The organism is Actinoallomurus soli (genome assembly GCF_024055715.1).
Classification (GTDB): domain Bacteria; phylum Actinomycetota; class Actinomycetes; order Streptosporangiales; family Streptosporangiaceae; genus Actinoallomurus; species Actinoallomurus soli.
Genome location: NZ_JAMXMV010000001.1, coordinates 713,189 through 730,482 on the forward strand (window position 1 = coordinate 713,189; position 17,294 = coordinate 730,482).

The window sequence follows — 17,294 nt, forward strand, 5'->3', positions numbered from 1 at the left end:
TTTCCGAGGAGTCCTCCGGTCGAGCAGCGCCGGCTCCCTCACCGCGAACCTCAGGTACGCGGAGGCCGCCGCGTGGAGGGCGCGTACGGGGTCTTCGGACGCGCCCTCCACGCGGCAGCAAGCGGGTCGCGTCGGCTCAGCCCGCGTCGGTCACGCGCCTCCGGGGCCCGCAGGCGCGGCGACCCGGGGTGCGGGTGTGCCAGTGCATCGATCTCGAAGCCCAGATCGACGACACGACCCAGACCGACAACGGCTACGCGTTGGAGACCAACGTGCACTGCGGCTGAGTCATGAGCGCATCACTCAGGGCCGCCCGCAACAGGTGGGCGGACGATGGTGCGGATCAGTGATGATGTCGCCATGGCCGTCCACCTTCGGAGCCGACTGCAGCAGACCGCCGCCGCCGGAACACTCCTCGACCTGCGAACCGGCGATGCCCGGCAGGACGATCCCGCTCGCGGAACGATCTGGGGGGCCGAGCGGTCCGTGCACGCCGATGTGCTGATCGACCTGCTCACGGGACAACGGACGCCCCCAGGCGGCCGGCTGCGGGCGGTGAAGCTGCGCGGTGCCCGCATCACCGGCAGCCTCGATCTCTCGGCGGTGGAGTCGCCCTGCCAGCTGGCGCTGGCCGACTGCCATTTCGAGCAGCCGGTCAGCCTGCGTGAGGCCGGCGCACCGGCGATCCGCCTGCCCGGCTGCCACCTTCCCGGACTCACCGCCGACCAGGTGCGCACCACCGGTGATCTCGATCTCGACGGCATCATCGCCGAAGGCGCCGTCACCCTGAACGGCGCCCGCATCGGCGGCCGGCTCTCTTTGGCCGGTGCCCGGTTGTCCAACCCCGGCGGATACGCGCTGACCGCCGACGGACTCACCGTCGACCACGATCTGGACTGCAAGGGCGGGTTCAGCGCCGACGGGAAGGTCAACCTGCGCGGTGCCGCGATCGGCGGCACTCTCTACCTGACGGGGGCGCATCTCAGCGCTTCCGGCACCGAAGCACTGACCGCCGCCAGGCTCACCGTCGGTCACGACATGTTCTGCGAAGAGCTCACCGCGGACGGAGAGGTCCGTCTCCCCGGTGCCCGCATCGGCGGCCGACTCGACCTGAGCCGGGCGCGCCTGACCAACTCCGGCGCCACCGCACTGACCGCCGATCGGCTCAGCGTCGACGACGGCGTGCTGAGCGAAGGGCTCACGGCCGAGGGCCGGGTACGCCTTCCCGGCGCCCGCATCGGCGGGGATCTGGTCCTGGCCGGTGCCCGTCTGGCCAACCCCGGCGCGACCGCGTTGTTCGCCGACTCCCTCACCGTTGAGGGGGGCATGTCCTGCGCGAACGGATTCACGGCCCAGGGAGAGGTCCGCATGCTCAGCGCCCGCATCGGCGAGGTGTTCTCCCTCGAAGGCGCCACCATCTCCAACCCGGGCGGCCGGGCCTTCTACGCCTTCCGGCTGACCGTGGGCAACGACCTGTACTGCCGACGTGGGTTCAGCGCGGAAGGCGAGATCCAACTGTCCGGCGCCCGCATCGGCGGCCTGCTCCACCTGGCCGAATCCAGCCTGTCCAACCCGGGTGGGCAGGCGCTGGACCTGGAAGGCGTCAGGGCCACGGGGCTGTTGCTGCTGCCGCGCCGGCGACCCGACGGCATCATCAACCTCACCAACGCCCAGGTCGACATCCTCTACGACGAGCCGGGATCATGGCCCACCACCGTGCGCTTGCACGGATTCGCCTACAACGCCCTCGCGAACCACGAGATCGACGTACGGGATCGGCTCCGCTGGCTGACCCGGCACCCCGGCGGTTACGTCCCCCAGATCTACGACCAGCTCGCCGCCGCCTACCGGCGCGCCGGAGACGAACAGGCGGCGCGCAAGGTCGCGGTCGCCAAGCAGCGGCGGCGCCGCGCGGTGCTCAACCCGGCGGGCAGGCTGGCGAACTGGCTGCTGTATCTCACCGTCGGCTACGGCTACCGCACCTGGCTGGCCGCCATCTGGCTGGCCGGCCTGCTCGCCTTCGGCACCGGGGTCTTCACCGACGCCTACCCCCACGACCTGACCCGCGTCGATGCGCACGCCTCGGGCTTCAACGCCTTCGGCTACACCCTCGACACGTTGTTGCCGATCGTGGACCTCGGCCAGCAGAAGGGCTGGCAGGCCCACGGCGCCGCCATGTACTGGTCGTGGGGGTTCACCGCGGCCGGATGGATCCTCACCACCGCGGTCGTCGCCGGACTGACCGGCATTCTGAAACGCGACTAGCCATCCCCGGATCGCGCGGCACCCGAGACCCGATGCACGGAGCAGCGCCTTCAAGCCGTCTCCGACCACCACGAGCGTGATCAGGCGCACGCATGGGCTGGGCGCTGGACGCGACGGGCCGCTCGACCGGCAGAGTCATCGTCCCGTCCGCCCTCCTTCCTCGATGAGCCCGGCGTCACCCGCGCCCGGCCCGGCGGTGCTCCCACGGCGCGGGCGCCGGCCCCCGCTGTGACCGCTCCTCCTCGGTGGCCGTTGTCGCCGCCGTGACACGGGTGCCGGTCGCGACGAGTGCGAGGCAGAGCAGGGCCGCGGCGGCGACCGCGGTCAGCATGACCGGGTACGACAGCCAGGCCGACAGGGTGGCGAGGACGGTGGGGAGCAGGAAGCCCGCGTACGCGAGCGTGTAGTAGACGCCCGTCAGGCCGGCCAGGTCGTCGGCGCCGGCCATGCGCTGGATCTCCAGCAGCCCGGAGACCACCGCGATGCCGTAGCCGGCGCCCAGGATCGCCGCGGTGGCGGCCGCGAGCCAGGGCGACAGCAGCACCGCGTTCGCCGCGCACAGCGCCGCGCCGAGGAGCATCACCGCCATCGCCGCCACGGGAGCCCGCCCCGCGCGGGCTCCCGCTCCCCGCTGCAGCCTCTTGGCCACCGGCTGCACGGCCGCGCCCATGCCCAGGGTCAGCACGGTGAGCCCGGTCGCGTACGCGAGCCCCCAGTGCCCCGCACGGGAGCCGACCAGCTGCGGCATGACCGCGTACGCCAGTCCGGCCGCGCCGAACACCCACGGCGCCATCGGCAGCACGACCAGCCGGAACCGCCTGCGGGCGGGCGCGGGGACGCGCAGGTCGGCCGCCGGTCCCGTGAGGAGCCCTCGAAGGGAACCGCCCTCGTACGGAAGCGGCGGCCGGGTCTCCGGCACCCGCAGGAGCAGCACGGGTATCGCCACGGTCAGCAGGACATGGACGGCGTACGGGGTCACCATGGGCCACGGTCCCCACTGGGCGAGCGCGCCCGCGACACCCGCGCCGAGCCCGAATCCCGCCGTCTGGCACAGGGAGGCCCGTCGCGCGGCCAGTCCGCCGTCCGCGCCGGACGAGAGCTCCTTCACCCAGCTGCTGCCCACCGCCATGGCGACGCCGACCGCGACACCGGTGATCAGCCGGCCCGCGTAGAGAGGCCAGGGGCTCTGGCCGCCGAAGCAGAGGACCAGGCTCGCGACGGCCGAGGCGACGGCGCCGGCCACGAGCACGGGACGCCGCCCGCGCCGGTCCGAGACCGGTCCGGCCAGCAGCAACCCCGGGACGAGCCCGACGACGTACGCGCCGAGGAAGGCGTCGACGCTGAGCGTGGAATAGCCGCCGAGCCGGCGATACATGAGCAGAAGCGGGGTGAACTGGTTGCCGCCCCAGCCGCAGACGAACATCGCCGCGGCGACGATCCGCCAGGCGTCCGGCCGGGACGCGGTGGCAGGGGGGTGGGCGGCTTTCCGGGTTCCAAGCATGAAGAGGGACAGACCTTCGCGTACTGGGTGCTGGGCACGGTCGACGCCGCCGGTGAGGGCGCGGGACCGTCGAGATCGGGCCGGAGCGGCTTCAGCCGCCGTCGCGGACGGCAGGGTTCGGCGAGCCGTGCGTCGCGGTGAGATGACCGAGCAGGGCCGAGGCGAAGCCGGCGTCGTCGCCGCGACGGAGGAGGTCCAGCAGGGCCTCATGCTCGTCGGCGAGCAGAGGCAGCCGCTCCGGCCGCGGGCGCAGCGCGGAGATGCTCATCCGCCGCTGACGGTCACCGAGCGTGGTGTAGAACCGGACGGCCAGCCGGTTCGCCGACGCCTCGACGATGCACCGGTGGAACGCCTCGTCCGCGTCGGCGAAGCCGGCGACGTCCGCGACCTCGGCGAGAGCGCGCTGGCGCGCCAGCAGGGCCCGCATCCTCGCGTGGTGTTCGTCCGGCAGGCCGGTCCGCGCGATGCGCTCCGCGGCGGATCGCTCGAGCGCCAGGCGCAGCTCCAGCACGTCCGCCGCCTCTCCGGGGGACACCGGTACGACCACCGCGCCGCGCTTGGGATGGAGCGCCAGCAGTTCCTCCGACTCCAGGCGCAGGAACGCCTCCCGCACCGGCGTCCTGCTCACGCACACCCGCTCGGCGATCTCTCCCTCGCTGATGAGGCTCCCGCCGGGGAGCTCCCCGGACAGGATGAGCTCCTTGGTCACCGTGTACGCGGTGTGAGCGGCGGACGGACGCTTCGCGGGATCGGCCATGCCGAGGAGCGTAGCGTCATAGATGCAAGCTTGTATCTATGAGAATCGTCACTGATTCACCGATGAGTTCCGGTCTCCCGGGCCGTTACAGGACCGTTCGTTCGACAGCAGCACCACGGGAGGTCCGCATGGCCGTGTACTCGCACATGACGATGTCGCTGGACGGATACATCGCCGATCCGCAGGACGGGATCGGTGAGCTGTTCGGCTGGTACGGCGCCGGTGACGTCACCGTGCCCAGCGCGAACGAGCAGATCTCGTTCCAGGTCGACGCCGGCAGCGCGGAGATGCTGCGCGGCGTCCTCGCGGGCGCCGGTGCGCTGGTCTGCGGCCGCCGGTTGTTCGATATGACCGACGGCTGGGGCGAGAACCACCCGATCGGCGCGCCGGTCGTCGTCGTGACCCACAATCCGCCCGCCGACACGGCGAAGTGGCGGCGTACGACGTTCGCCGACGGCGTCGCGGAGGGCATCGCCCGCGCCAAGGAGATCGCGGGGGAGAAGGACGTCAGCATCGCGAGCGCGGACATCGCGCGGCAGGCCCTGGACCTGGGGCTGGTGGACGAGGTCGTCGTCAGCCTCGTGCCGGTCCTGCTCGGCGCGGGAATCCCCTACTTCGCCGGCCTCACCGGCGCGCCGCACCGCTTCGACGACCCGGTGGTGATCCAGGGCAGGGGTGCGACCCACCTGCGCTACCGCGTACGCCGCTGAGTCGCCTGCCGCCTGCCCGAACGGTGGATGCGGCGGCCTACGCGAGGAGCCGCCGGCGTCGAAAGGACGCGTCCGTACTCACCGGTGCCGGTAGTAGTCGACGGCGATCTTCGCGGCGTAATTGCCGTCGTCGGTGTCGATGACCTTGATCACGGCGGTCTCGCCGGTCTTCCGGGAGCGGAGGCAGAACACGCGTCCGGGCGGAGCCTGACGGAAGCGCACGATGGAGGCGGGAGCGCCGGCGATCCGCGCGGCGCACTGGTCCGGCGTCAACGAGCCGCTGGGGGAGACGTACGCGTCGGCCCCGTCGGGGAGCTCGAAGGCGCCGTGCCCGTCGCCGCCGCTGTTCGTGCTCATCGAGAAGGGGCCGTCCCCCTCGGCCACCGTGCCGGTCTGAAGGTCGAAGTAGTAGTTGTAGTTCGGCAGGTCCAGGCGCCGGTTCTGGTAGACCGCGACGTACGCGGACGGTGTCGCGGGGACCGATGGGGTCACGCTCGTACGGGCGTTGGCGCGGGCGCGGTCGTCGGAGCCGGAGGGATACAGCAGCACCGCGGTCAGGACCGCGGCGGCGGCGACCGCCGTGATCATCGCGGCGACGGCCGCTCTGCGCCCGCGGCGCGTGCGGCGGGCGGCCGCCGTGCCGAGCAGGGCGAAGAACTCCTCGACGCTCCGCCCGACCCGGGTCCGGGCGGCGGCGGGCAGCCAGTCCGTGGTCGGCGCGTGGTCGCCGCAGGCGTCGATGATCTGAGCCGGGGTCGGCCGGCGTTCGGGGTCCTTGTCCAGGCAGGCGGTGATGAGCGCGCGCAGCCGGTCGTCGCCGCAGTCGAGGGCGGCCGGATCCGGGTCCGTGTGGATGATGCGGTAGAGCACTTCGCCGGTCGTCCCGTCGCCGAAGGGCGGGACGCCGGTGGCGGCGTAGGCGAGCACGGACCCCAGGGAGAAGACGTCGGCGGCCGCGGTGACCGGGCGGCCGTCGGCCTGTTCGGGGGCCATGAAGGGGACCGTCCCGACGCGTACCCCGGTCTCGGTCAGACGCGTGGCGTCCTCCGCCTGCGCGACGCCGAAGTCGATGACCTTGGGACCGGTGGCGTCGAGCAGCACGTTGACCGGCTTCAGGTCGCGGTGCAGCACGCCGGCCGCGTGGATGCTCGCGAGGGCCTCGGCGATCCCGCCGGCCAGCCGGAACACCGTGTCCGGCGGCAGCGGGCCCTCTTCGTCGATCACCTCGCCGAGGGACGGCCCGGGGATGTAGGTCGTGGCCATCCACGGCTGCTCGGCGTCGGGCGCGGCGTCGACGACCTCCGGGGTGTAGGGGCTGCGCACGCGGCGCACGGCGGCCACCTCCGCCGCGAACCGCCGCCGGAAGTGCGGGCTCTCCGCCAGATGGCTCCGGACGACTTTGACCGCGACGGGCCGCCCGGTCTTCGACGTGCCCAGGTACACCTGGCCCATCGCGCCCCCGCCCAGGCGCCCGAGCAGCCGGAACGGCCCGGCGCTCGCGGGGTCCGTGCGGGTCAGCGGCGCGATCGCCGGCGACATGTCGTCCACGGCGGACGGGTCCCGCCACGGCACCGTCTCGGGCCCGCCGGGATCCCGCGCGGCGTCGTCCGCGACCTCCGGCGGCCCGGCCTGCGGCGCGGCGTCGTCCGCGGTGATGAGCTCCGGGTGCTCGGCCTGGAGCGCGGCGTGCAACCCGCTCCACCGCTCCCGCCACTCGTCGGCGTCGCCGCCGCAGGCCGTGACGAACGCGAGGGTGACGTTCAGCGTCGGCAGCCGGCGTCCGGCGGCGGCGACCGACAGGACGGACGCCGAGTAGTGCGCTCTGCGGGCGAGCTCCCGGTAGGTGGGTGCTCCGGGCGCGTTCGTCCGTAGTTCGCGAAGCGCGACGGCGAACTCCTTGAGCGGCCCGTCCGGAACCGGCGCCTCTCGCCTGCCCATCCGTACTCCGATCACAGCGTCCGGGTCGCCTCCCGGCGGGTGAGGCGGCGGACCCACGGTATTGATCACTGACGAGGCGGGTCAACGGCCTGTCATGGCCGATCCCGGAAGGCCGCGCCGGTGACCGCCGCGAGACGCCGGGCACCGCGGGACACACGCGGCACGGGTCGCGGCCCGATGACGGCGATACGCCGCCGACCTGCGGAGAAAGGGCGCCGAACAAACCATCAAAGCCGCGAACGAAAGATCAACGCGGAACTCTGTTCCGGCCGTCTGCGCCGGTCGAACCTGTGGGTGTCCGGCCCCGGGCGGAACGGGGTCCCTCTCCCGGAGACGAGATCCCAGGGCCCGGCGGTAGATCCCCGATATGGAGGACCACGCTCATGTACGGACCGTCCCCTGGCGCGTCGCGCCGGCTCGGCGCCCGCCTCACGCTCGTTCTCGCGCTCCTGGTCGCCGTCGCCGCGGCGGTGATGTCCAGCGCCCGCGGCACCACGGCACCGGCCACCGCCGATCCGCTCTTCGGCGTCAACATGTCGTTCTACGGCCCCGACGACGCGTTCGTCACCCGGCCGCAGACACGTGAACTGTTCCGCTCCTGGGGCGTGCCGATCGTACGGGTGCCGCTGCGCGATCGCTTCGAGGACGGCACCCCGGTCGGCGACGACCAGTGGTTGTCGGCCATGCGCGCCGTACGGGACATCGGCGCGACACCGATGCTGATCATCCGCGGACCAGGCCATCGCCGGACCGTCGACGACCTGAAGCAGACCGACCTGCACCTGCTCGACCTGATCCACCAGGTCTTCGGGGACGGCACCGCCTACCTGGAGTTCGGCAGCGAGCCCGATCTGCCGGGCGTCGACGTGCCCGCCGCCGACTACACGGTGGCCTGGAACACGGTGGTGCCCGCGCTGAAGAGCCGTTATCCGAAGGCGAAGTACCGCTATGTCGGGCCTGCCTCCTGGCGGGTCGACCACGACTACGTCAAGTACCTCGGCGCCTTCGTCGCCGGAGCGACGCCCGAGCCGGACTTCCTGTCCTGGCACGAATACGTCTGCGGCACCACCGGCGGCTCCGACTGGAAGCAGACCTGCGAGAGCCATCTGGCCAACTGGCAGACGCACGTCACCGACGTCGAGATGACCGTCCAGGGCGAGATCGGCAGGCAACTGCCGTACTTCATCTCCGAGTGGAACGCCGACTCCGACGCCAAGGGCTCCGTCTACACGGAGGCGAACGCCGGCTACCTCGCGTCGTGGACGACCACGGCGATCGAGCGGCTGCGCGCGCTCCGCCCCGCCCCGTCCGGAGCGATGATCTACACCGCCACCGACCACCGGGGATTCGGCCTGGTCACCGGCGCCGACCAGGTCACCGCCCAGGGCCGGGCGTTCCAGGCGGCGATGACGGGCTCGGCCACGGTGACGCAGCCGAAGACCGACTCACCGTCGCAGCCCGCATCACCGATCCCCGCCACCGGGCCCGCATCCGGCACGACGCCCGGCACGGACTCGTCCCCCGGCACGGATTCGCCCTCAAGTTCGGATTCGTCCTCCGGGGCGGACTCGTCCCCCGGCACGGATCCGTCCTCCGGGGCGGACTCGTCATCCGGCCACGACTCTTCCTCCGGCGACGCTTCGCCCCCGGCGTCACCGCCGACCGGGACCCCGTCACCCGACTCGGAGTCGTCCTCCGCCACTCCCGGCGGGCCCGGGGCCACCGGGAACCGGTACTACGTCACTCCCGGCGGTGACGACGCGAAGGGAGACGGGACGAGCGCCCACCCGTGGGCCACGATCCAGCACGCCGCGGACACGCTCACGGTAGGGAACGCCGGTGCCACCGTGCACGTCGCCGACGGCACCTACGCCGAGTCCGTCAGCACCACGAAGAGCGGGCACGCGGGCGGATACCTGACGTTCGAGGCCGAGCACCCGGGCAAGGCGGTCATCGCTCCGAAGACCTCGAAGTTCCCCTTCGAGAGCAAGGGGGACTACGTGCGCATCACCGGGTTCGACATCAGCGGCGCGGGAGGCGCGTGGAGCGGCATCCTTCTCTGGGGACATCACAACGTCGTCCAGGGGAACCACGTGCACGACGTGCTGACGCACCTCGCGCCGAAGGACTGCGACGGCAGCCCGGGCGGGCAGGCCATCGGCGACGACGCGTCGGCCTCCGACAACGCCTTCCTCGGCAACCGCGTCGACCACATCGGCCCCTACCCGACCGCCTGCGAGTACGTCCACGGCATCTACCCGTCCGGCGGCGCGGACCTCATCCAGAACAACATCGTGTCGCAGACGTCGGGCAGCGGCATCCGCTTCAACCACAACGCGAAGGGCGCCACGATCGCGAACAACCTGTCGTTCGCCAACGCGAACCACGGGATCTACATCACGGGCGGCGACTCGACGGCGGACCACTTCGTGATCACGAACAACATCGTGCGCGACAACGCGATGTACGGCATCAACGTGCGCAGTGACGCGAACGGCCCGCACAACCAGTACCGGAACAACCTCTTCTTCGACAACCACAAGGGCGGGTACGGGCTGGACAACAGCGAGGAGTTCACGCCGCCGAACACCTCGGGAACGCTCGACGCCGACCCCCGGCTCGTGCGCTACGCGACGGACGGCACGGGTGACTACCACCTGACCGCGGACAGCCCGTGCGTCGACGCCGGAACCACCACCGGCGCCCCGTCCGACGATCTCGACGGCGTCGAACGCCCCGCCGGCCGCGGCGTCGACATCGGACCGTACGAGTTCACCCGCTGACCGACGCGCGGACCACCGCGCCGCCGGTCCATCGACCGGCGGCGCGGCCGCCTGCGCCGGGGTCCGGATCCGCGGTCCCGTCAGGCGTCGTACTCGAGTTTGAACTCGGCGATCACGAGGTCCAGTGGCCGGTCGGCGTTGTGAGCGACCCGGAGGGCGAGCGGCACGTCCGGGGACACGAAGATGGCCCATGCCTTGGCGAAGCACTGCATCCCGGGAGAGGGCGGGCGGTGCTCCGTGCAGGTCGTGTCCGCCACCCCGAAGGGATCGCGGACGAACTGGTCGCGGAGCTCCGTCGCCGCGTCGCCCGACGCGGACTCCCACTGGACCATCGCGTACAGCCGGCCCCACGCCTCGTGCGCCGGCCAGATCAGCCCGCTCTCCGGGTCGGAGGGGAAGGGATGGTCGACGCCGTTCCGCGTCTGGGCGTGCATGTTCTCCGCGTCGTAGGACTCGGCCGCCCCGTACGGGAAGCGGACGACGTGGTACGAGTCGCCGGACGGGACGGACTGCGGGCCACCGTCACGGTCGGCGTCGAACTTCAGCGAGCACACCCGTACTGCCATGGCTCCTCCAGCGCATCCCGGCGATCTTTCGAGGTCGGCATGATCGCGGCGGAGCGCCCGGCGGGTCAACCGGCGGGGACCACCTCCGGCGTCGTCCCCGCCGACAGCGGCGGGGCGCCCCCGCGGCCGCCTCAGGCCACGACGGGCGCGGACAGGTTCCGCTTGACGTTCCGGCTCACCTCGTCGGCGAGGATCTCCGCGGTGTCCGCGGCGAGCCCGTCCAGCGCGACCTCGGCGATCACGGCCGGGTCGGACTTGGGGGCGGTGACCCCCGAGGCCATGTCGGTGTCCATGTACCCGACGTGCAGGCCGGCGACGTGGATCCCCTTCGGGGCCAGCTCCTGGCGCAGCGCGTTGGTCATCGCCCAGCCGGCGGCCTTGGCCGCGGCGTACGCACCGATGGACGGGGCGTGCCATCAGGAGAGCACGGACAGGACGTTCAGGATCGCGCCGCCGCCGTTGGCCTCGATGATCGGCGCGAACGCCCGTGTCACGTCCAGCGTGCCGAAGTAGTGCGTCTCCATCTCGCGGCGGATGTCCCCGACGTCGCCGTCGATCAGGGACGTGCTGGTGAAGATGCCGGCGTTGTTGATCAGCAGGGTGGCGTCCGTCGCCACGGCGGCCGCCTCCCGCACCGAGGCCGGGTCGGTGATGTCCAGCCGCAGCGGCACGGCGCCGGGGACGTCCACCGCCTCGGGGCGCCGGGCGGCGGCGTACACCTTGGCCCCGCGCTCGACGAGCCGGGTGACCAGGTGCCGCCCGAACCCCCGGTTTCCGCCGGTCACCACCGCCACCGAACCTTCGATCTTCATCATCTTCTCCTTCCGCCCGATCTCGATGGGGTGAATATGACCGGGCGCTCGCCGTCGTCGCCCTCCAGCGGTACGGCGCCCGGCATCCCGCACGGGAGCTGGCCACCGGGGACGGCGAGCCCCTGGCCCGGCTGCGGGCGCACTTCGAGTCGCGCCTGGGAGGGCAGCCTCATCAGGGCCCGCGCCGACCGCTCGGCCGAGGCGTTCGCGTCCTTCTTCGCCCTCGTCTTCGGCGCGCTCCTCCCGGCCGGCGACCGCGAGCCGGCCTGATCGAGGCGGTCCTCGGCCCGGCAGGCCCGGCGAGGTCCTTCCGGCTCAGCGCTCGACGAGGGTGAGGGTGAAGAAGTAGCGGCCGGCGCGGTAGACGTGGCTGCCGTACTCCACCGGGCGGCCCTTGTCGTCGTACGCGAGCCGGGTCATGGTCAGCAGCGGGACGCCACGGCGCTCGTCGAGCAGCCGGGCCTCGGCGGCGGTGGCGCCCCGGGCCCCGATCGTCTGGTGGGCGATCCGCAGGTTGACCCCTGCCGCGCGCAGCACCTCGTAAAGGCCGCGGGCCGCCAGGTCGTCGTCGGTCAGGGCGACGAGGCCGGCCGGGAGGTAGTTGGTGAGCAGGGCCAGCGGCTCCTCGCCGGTCAGCCGGAGCCGCCGCAGCCGTACCACCTCCGTGCCGGGCGCCACGTCGAGCTCGCGGGCCACCGCCTCGTCGGCGGGCAGCGTACCGAGCTCCAGCACGCGGGTGGCGGGGCTGCGGCCGGCGGCGAGCAGGTCGTCGTACAGACTGGTCAGCTCGATCGAACGGCGCACCTGGGCCTGGACGACCTGGGTGCCGACGCCGCGCTTGCGCACCAGCAGGCCCTTGTCGACCAGGTGCTGGATCGCCCGCCGGATCGTCGGCCGGGACAGGCCGTAGCGGTCGGCGAGCTGGAGTTCGTTCTCCAGGCGGCTTCCGGGGGGCAGCCTGCCGTCGTGGACGGCCTCCTCGAGCTGCCGCGCCACCTGGTAATAGAGCGGAACCGGGCTGGCGCGATCCACCCGCACCACCGGGCGGTGCACGGCCGCTCTGCCCATGCCGCACCTCCGGGCATCCGCTCCGAAGCCCGCTCGCCGGCGGCATCGTCGAGCGGTCGCTGCCTCCACGGTAATACGTTCTTATGTCAGGACAAACTCTTGACATGCGGTCATCCCCTGCGGAGGCTGGGAGCGCCGGTGAACGAACCGTGAACCGGCGACACGCCGGCGTGCCGGAGGTGGTCCGTTCCGTGAGTCCGCACGATCTGATCACGATGGGGCGGGTTAGTGTCGACGTCTACCCCCTGCAGGTCGGCGTCCGGCTGGAGGACGTCGAGACGTTCGGCAAGTACCTCGGCGGCAGCCCCACCAACGTGGCGGTCGCGGCCGCGCGGCACGGTCACCGGACCGCGGTGATCACCCGGACCGGCGCCGACCCGTTCGGCCGGTACGTCCACACGGCGCTGCGGGAGTACGGCGTGGACGACCGGTTCGTCACGGCCGTTCCCGGGCTGCCCACCCCGCTGGCCTTCTGTGAGATCTTCCCGCCGGACGACTTCCCGCTGTACTTCTACCGGTATCCCAAGGCCCCGGACCTGCAGATCGAGGCCGACGAGCTGGACCTGCCGTCGATCCGCGCAGCCCGGATGTTCTGGGCCACCGTCACGGGCCTGTGCGACGAGCCGAGCCGTACGGCGACCCTCGCCGCGCTGGCCGCCCGGTCCCGGCGGCGGGACACCGTGCTCGACCTGGACTACCGGCCGATGTTCTGGCCGTCGCCGGAGGAGGCGGGCGGCCGGATCCGCGCGGCCCTGGAGCACGTCACCGTGGCGGTCGGCAACGTCGAGGAGTGCGCGGTCGCCGTGGGGGAGCGGGAGCCGTACGCGGCGGCCGAGGCGCTGCTGGCCCGCGGCGTGCGCCTGGCGATCGTCAAACGCGGGCCGAAGGGCGTGCTGGCGGCGACCCGTTCGGCGTCCGGGGGCGTGGACGCGGTCGAGGTGCCGCCGGTGGAGGTCGAGGTCGTCAACGGACTCGGCGCCGGGGACGCGTTCGGCGGGGCGCTGTGCCACGGCCTGCTCGCCGGCTGGGACGTCGAGCGGACCGTGCGGTTCGCGAACGCCGCGGGCGCGATCGTCGCCTCCCGCCTCGCCTGCTCGCCCGCGATGCCGGCCACCGCCGAGGTCGAGGAGCTCATGGCGGCGGCGCGGGGAGGCGGCGAGTGATCACTGAGGCGTTCGCCGAACGGGTCGCGGCGCTGACCGAGGTCCGGGCCTCGCGGCCCCTGGCGGTCGCCGAGGCGGCGGCGCGGCGCGTACGGCGCGGGACGCTGCTCGGCCCGAACGGCCGCCTGATGATCGTGGCCGCCGACCACCCGGCGCGCGGGTCCCTCGGCGCGGGCGACCGGCCGCTGGCCATGGCGGACCGCCCGGACCTGCTCGAACGCGTCTGCCTCGCGCTCAGCCGCCCCGGCGTCGACGGCGTGCTCGCCGCCCCCGACGTCATCGAGGACCTGCTGCTGCTCGGCGCGCTCGACGAGAAGGTCGTGCTCGGCTCGATGAACCGCGGCGGCCTGGCCGGGTCGGCGTTCGAGATCGACGACCGGTTCACCGCGTACGACGCGCGCGCCATCGCCGCCCGTCGCCTCGACGGCGGCAAGATGCTGCTGCGCATCGACGAGACCGACCCCGCGACCGCCCGCACGCTGGAGTCCTGCGCGCGGGCCGTGTCGGAGCTGGCCGGCGGCGGGCTGATGGCGCTGGTCGAGCCGTTCATCTCGCGCCGCGTCGACGGCCGGGTGCGCAACGTCCTCACGCCCGAGGCCATGACCCGGGCGATCGCGATCGCCGCGGGGCTGGGGACGACCTCCGCGTACACGTGGCTCAAGGTCCCGGTCGTCGAGGACATGGAGCGCGTGCTGGCCGCCTCGACGCTGCCCGCGCTGCTGCTCGGCGGTGAGGTGCCCGACGACCCCGGCGCCGCGCTGGCCCGCTGGGAGCGCGCCCTGCGGCTGCCGACCGTGAAGGGCCTGGTCGCCGGCCGCAGCCTGCTGTATCCGGCCGGCGACGACGTCGCCGGCGCCGTCGACGCCGCGGTGGAGGTTCTGGGATGACGCACTACCTGCCCGCGGGCGGTACGGGAGCCGGGCCGTACGCCCTGGAGATCACTCCGGAGACCGCCGGGTGGACCTACTCCGCGCTGCGCGTCCTCGAACTCGACGGCGCGCACACCTTCGAGACCGGCCCGTACGAGACGCTCGTGCTGCCGCTGTCCGGGTCCTGCCGCGTCTCCTGCGACGGCGAGACGTTCGAGCTGCGCGGGCGGCGGAGCGTCTTCACCCGGGTCACCGACTTCGCCTACGTGCCCCGCGACGCCGCGGTGACGGTGACCGGGCGCGGCCGGTTCGCGCTGCCCGCCGCCCGGTGCGAGAACCGCCTCACCGCGCGGTACGGCCCGGCCGAGGACGTTCCAGTCGAACTGCGCGGGGCGGGGCAGATGTCACGGCAGGTGAACAACTTCTGCACGCCTGAGGCGTTCGAGGCCGACCGGCTGATCGCCTGCGAGGTGATCACGCCCGGCGGCAACTGGTCGTCCTACCCGCCGCACAAGCACGACGAGGACCGCCCCGGCGAGAGCGTGCTGGAGGAGATCTACTACTTCGAGGTGCGCGACGCCGGGAGGTCGGCCGGGGCGGGTTGGTCGGGAGAGACGCGTCCGGCCGGGGTCGGCCGGCCGGGAGAGACGCAGTCGGCCGGGGCCGGCCGGCCGGGGGAGACCCGCCCCGCCCCGATGGCGTACCAGCGCGTGTACGGGACCGCCGACCGGCCGATCGACGTGCTGGAAGAGGTGCGGACCGGCGACACGGTGCTGATCCCGCACGGCTGGCACGGCCCGTCGATGGCGGTGCCCGGCTACGACCTGTACTACCTCAACGTGATGGCCGGTCCCTCGCCGGAGCGCGCGTGGCGGATCTGCGACGACCCCGCGCACGCCTGGGTGCGCGGCACGTGGGAGGGCCAGGAGATCGACCCCCGGCTTCCCCTCACCTCGACCACCGAGGAGGAGAGATGAGGCTCACCGTCGGACAGGCGGTCGTCCGGTTCCTGGCGGCCCAGTGGTCGGAGCGGGACGGCCACGAGCAGCGGTTCTTCGCGGGCTGCTTCGGGATCTTCGGGCACGGCAACGTCGCGGGTCTCGGCCAGGCCCTCCTGGAGGCGCACCGTACGGGCGACGCCGACCTGCCGTACCACATGGCCCGCAACGAGCAGGCGATGGTGCACGCCGCCGTCGGCTACGCCCGCATGCGCGACCGGCTCGCCACGTTCGCGTGCACGTCCTCGATCGGGCCCGGCGCGACCAACATGGTGACCGGCGCGGCGCTCGCCACGATCAACCGGATCCCGGTGCTGCTGCTGCCCGGTGACGTCTTCGCCACCCGGGTCGCCGACCCGGTGCTGCAGCAGCTGGAGGACCCCCGGTCCGCCGACGTGTCGGTCAACGACGCGTTCCGGCCGGTGTCGCGGTACTGGGACCGGATCGATCGCCCCGAGCAGCTCCCGTCCGCGCTGCTCGCCGCGATGCGCGTGCTCACCGACCCGGCCGAGACCGGCGCGGTCACCCTCGCGCTGCCGCAGGACGTGCAGGCCGAGGCGTACGACTGGCCGGAGGAGCTGTTCGCGCGGCGGGTGTGGCACGTGCCCCGGCCGGTTCCCGAGCCCGCGCAGCTGGCGCGTGCGGTCGAGGCGCTGCGCGGGGCGGAGCGGCCGCTGGTCGTCGCGGGCGGCGGCGTGACCTACTCCGACGCCGCCGGCGACCTGCTCGCCTTCGCCGACGCGACCGGCGTCCCGGTCGCCGAGACCCACGCGGGCAAGGGCTCGCTGCCGTGGGACCATCCCTGCGCGGTCGGCGGCGTCGGCGCCACCGGCACGGCCGCCGCGAACGCCCTGGCCCGCGAGGCCGACGTGGTCCTCGGCGTCGGCACCCGCTACAGCGACTTCACCACCGCGTCCCGTACCGTCTTCGCCCACCCGGACGTTCGCTTCGTCAACCTGAACGTCGCGTCGTTCGACGCCGCGAAGCACTCCGCCGTTCCCCTGGTCGCCGACGCGCGGGAGGGGCTGCGGGCGCTCACCGAAGCCCTGGCGGGTCACCGCGTCGACGCCGCGTACGCCGGCCGCGTGCGGCGGCTCGCCGAGGACTGGGGGCGGGTCGTCGACCGGGCCTACCACCTCGGGCACGGGCCGCTGCCCGCGCAGACCGAGATCCTCGGCGTCGTCAACGAGGTCGCCGGCCCGCGCGACGTCGTCGTGAACGCCGCCGGCAGCATGCCCGGCGACCTGCACAAACTGTGGCGGGCCCGGGACCCGCGGCAGTACCACGTCGAGTACGGCTACTCCTGCATGGGTTATGAGATCGCCGGCGGGCTGGGGATCAAGATGGCCGCCCCCGACCGGGAGGTCCACGTCCTCGTCGGGGACGGGTCCTACCTGATGATGGCCCAGGAGATCGTCACGGCGGTCGCCGAGGGGATCAAGCTCACGATCGTGCTCGTCCAGAACCACGGCTTCGCCTCGATCGGCGGACTGTCGGAGTCCCTGGGGTCCCAGCGGTTCGGCACGAGCTACCGCTACCGGAACCCCGAGACCGGCCTGCTCGACGGCGACCTCCTCCCCGTCGACCTCGCGGCGAACGCCGCGAGCCTCGGCGCGGACGTGCTGCGCGCGACGACCGTCGCGGAGTTCCGCGCCGCGCTCGAACGCGCGCGGGAGGCGAAGGTCACGACCGTCGTCCACGTCGAGACCGACCCGCTGGCGCCCGCGCCGTCCTCGGACGCCTGGTGGGACGTTCCGGTGGCCGAGGTCTCCGCGCTCGACAGCACCCGCAAGGCCCGTGCCGAGTACGAGGCCGCCAAGGCCGCGCAACGCCCCCACCTCGGCCCGACACAGTGAGGACGGAA

Annotated in this window: 13 protein-coding genes and 1 pseudogene; 8 read left to right on the forward strand and 6 right to left on the reverse strand. The window is 73.0% G+C overall.

What is annotated here, in order from left to right:
• The first annotated feature begins 360 nt into the window (after positions 1-360).
• Positions 361-2,265 carry a translocation/assembly module TamB domain-containing protein gene (locus tag NDW01_RS03330; protein WP_252816425.1) on the forward strand — a complete coding sequence of 635 codons (1,905 nt, stop codon included), beginning with the start codon at positions 361-363 and terminating at the stop codon, positions 2,263-2,265.
• A gap of 175 nt (positions 2,266-2,440) precedes the next feature.
• On the opposite strand, the gene NDW01_RS03335 is transcribed toward NDW01_RS03330, so the two are convergent.
• Both NDW01_RS03335 and NDW01_RS03340 read right to left on the reverse strand, forming a co-directional pair.
• A complete protein-coding gene (locus NDW01_RS03335) occupies positions 2,441-3,766 on the reverse strand; it encodes an MFS transporter (protein WP_252816428.1) in 1,326 nt (441 codons plus the stop codon).
• 91 nt (positions 3,767-3,857) lie between these two features.
• Complete coding sequence (locus tag NDW01_RS03340) at positions 3,858-4,523, reverse strand: GntR family transcriptional regulator (RefSeq protein WP_252816430.1); 666 nt, start codon at positions 4,521-4,523, stop codon at positions 3,858-3,860.
• A gap of 128 nt (positions 4,524-4,651) precedes the next feature.
• Between NDW01_RS03340 and NDW01_RS03345 the strand changes: the two genes are divergently transcribed.
• Positions 4,652-5,233: a dihydrofolate reductase family protein gene (locus tag NDW01_RS03345; RefSeq protein WP_252816432.1), complete on the forward strand. Its 582-nt coding sequence runs from the start codon at positions 4,652-4,654 to the stop codon at positions 5,231-5,233.
• A gap of 78 nt (positions 5,234-5,311) precedes the next feature.
• On the opposite strand, the gene NDW01_RS03350 is transcribed toward NDW01_RS03345, so the two are convergent.
• Positions 5,312-7,171 (reverse strand): serine/threonine-protein kinase, encoded by a 1,860-nt coding sequence (locus NDW01_RS03350; protein WP_252816433.1) that lies wholly within the window; start codon positions 7,169-7,171, stop codon positions 5,312-5,314.
• 383 nt (positions 7,172-7,554) lie between these two features.
• Here NDW01_RS03350 and NDW01_RS03355 point away from each other — a divergent pair, with 383 nt between their 5' ends.
• The gene (locus NDW01_RS03355) at positions 7,555-9,954 is read left to right on the forward strand and encodes a choice-of-anchor Q domain-containing protein (protein ID WP_252816435.1); all 2,400 of its coding nucleotides are present in this window, start codon (positions 7,555-7,557) and stop codon (positions 9,952-9,954) included.
• 80 nt (positions 9,955-10,034) lie between these two features.
• On the opposite strand, the gene NDW01_RS03360 is transcribed toward NDW01_RS03355, so the two are convergent.
• Entirely contained in the window at positions 10,035-10,520 is a 486-nt protein-coding gene (locus tag NDW01_RS03360; RefSeq protein WP_252816437.1) for a hypothetical protein, read from the reverse strand.
• 131 nt (positions 10,521-10,651) lie between these two features.
• A pseudogene (locus NDW01_RS03365) lies at positions 10,652-11,335 on the reverse strand (SDR family oxidoreductase).
• 33 nt (positions 11,336-11,368) lie between these two features.
• On the opposite strand from NDW01_RS03365, the gene NDW01_RS03370 reads away from it, so the two are divergent.
• Complete coding sequence (locus tag NDW01_RS03370; RefSeq protein WP_252816439.1) at positions 11,369-11,602, forward strand: hypothetical protein; 234 nt, start codon at positions 11,369-11,371, stop codon at positions 11,600-11,602.
• Between the two features lie 45 nt (positions 11,603-11,647).
• Here NDW01_RS03370 and NDW01_RS03375 read toward each other — a convergent pair whose 3' ends face one another.
• Complete coding sequence (locus NDW01_RS03375) at positions 11,648-12,400, reverse strand: GntR family transcriptional regulator (RefSeq protein ID WP_252816441.1); 753 nt, start codon at positions 12,398-12,400, stop codon at positions 11,648-11,650.
• A gap of 191 nt (positions 12,401-12,591) precedes the next feature.
• Between NDW01_RS03375 and iolC the strand changes: the two genes are divergently transcribed.
• The 4 genes from iolC to iolD are packed head-to-tail and all read left to right on the forward strand — an operon-like array spanning position 12,592 to position 17,286.
• The gene (gene iolC, locus NDW01_RS03380) at positions 12,592-13,563 is read left to right on the forward strand and encodes a 5-dehydro-2-deoxygluconokinase (protein ID WP_308211624.1); all 972 of its coding nucleotides are present in this window, start codon (positions 12,592-12,594) and stop codon (positions 13,561-13,563) included.
• Complete coding sequence (locus NDW01_RS03385; RefSeq protein WP_252816443.1) at positions 13,560-14,450, forward strand: Cgl0159 family (beta/alpha)8-fold protein; 891 nt, start codon at positions 13,560-13,562, stop codon at positions 14,448-14,450. Before iolC ends, NDW01_RS03385 begins: the two co-directional genes overlap by 4 nt.
• Entirely contained in the window at positions 14,447-15,409 is a 963-nt protein-coding gene (locus NDW01_RS03390; protein WP_252816445.1) for a 5-deoxy-glucuronate isomerase, read from the forward strand. Before NDW01_RS03385 ends, NDW01_RS03390 begins: the two co-directional genes overlap by 4 nt.
• Positions 15,406-17,286, forward strand: a complete 1,881-nt coding sequence (gene iolD, locus NDW01_RS03395; protein WP_252816447.1) for a 3D-(3,5/4)-trihydroxycyclohexane-1,2-dione acylhydrolase (decyclizing) — start codon at positions 15,406-15,408, stop codon at positions 17,284-17,286. Before NDW01_RS03390 ends, iolD begins: the two co-directional genes overlap by 4 nt.
• Positions 17,287-17,294: the final 8 nt, after the last annotated feature.

Excerpts from the sequence above, each read along its gene's own strand:
- NDW01_RS03330 (WP_252816425.1), top strand. The coding sequence starts at position 361 with ATGGCCGTCCACCTTCGGAGCCGACTGCAGCAGACCGCCGCCGCCGGA.
- NDW01_RS03335 (WP_252816428.1), bottom strand. The coding sequence starts at position 3,766 with ATGCTTGGAACCCGGAAAGCCGCCCACCCCCCTGCCACCGCGTCCCGG.
- NDW01_RS03340 (WP_252816430.1), bottom strand. The coding sequence starts at position 4,523 with ATGGCCGATCCCGCGAAGCGTCCGTCCGCCGCTCACACCGCGTACACG.
- NDW01_RS03345 (WP_252816432.1), top strand. The coding sequence starts at position 4,652 with ATGGCCGTGTACTCGCACATGACGATGTCGCTGGACGGATACATCGCC.
- NDW01_RS03350 (WP_252816433.1), bottom strand. The coding sequence starts at position 7,171 with ATGGGCAGGCGAGAGGCGCCGGTTCCGGACGGGCCGCTCAAGGAGTTC.
- NDW01_RS03355 (WP_252816435.1), top strand. The coding sequence starts at position 7,555 with ATGTACGGACCGTCCCCTGGCGCGTCGCGCCGGCTCGGCGCCCGCCTC.
- NDW01_RS03360 (WP_252816437.1), bottom strand. The coding sequence starts at position 10,520 with ATGGCAGTACGGGTGTGCTCGCTGAAGTTCGACGCCGACCGTGACGGT.
- NDW01_RS03370 (WP_252816439.1), top strand. The coding sequence starts at position 11,369 with ATGACCGGGCGCTCGCCGTCGTCGCCCTCCAGCGGTACGGCGCCCGGC.
- NDW01_RS03375 (WP_252816441.1), bottom strand. The coding sequence starts at position 12,400 with ATGGGCAGAGCGGCCGTGCACCGCCCGGTGGTGCGGGTGGATCGCGCC.
- NDW01_RS03390 (WP_252816445.1), top strand. The coding sequence starts at position 14,447 with ATGACGCACTACCTGCCCGCGGGCGGTACGGGAGCCGGGCCGTACGCC.
- iolD (WP_252816447.1), top strand. The coding sequence starts at position 15,406 with ATGAGGCTCACCGTCGGACAGGCGGTCGTCCGGTTCCTGGCGGCCCAG.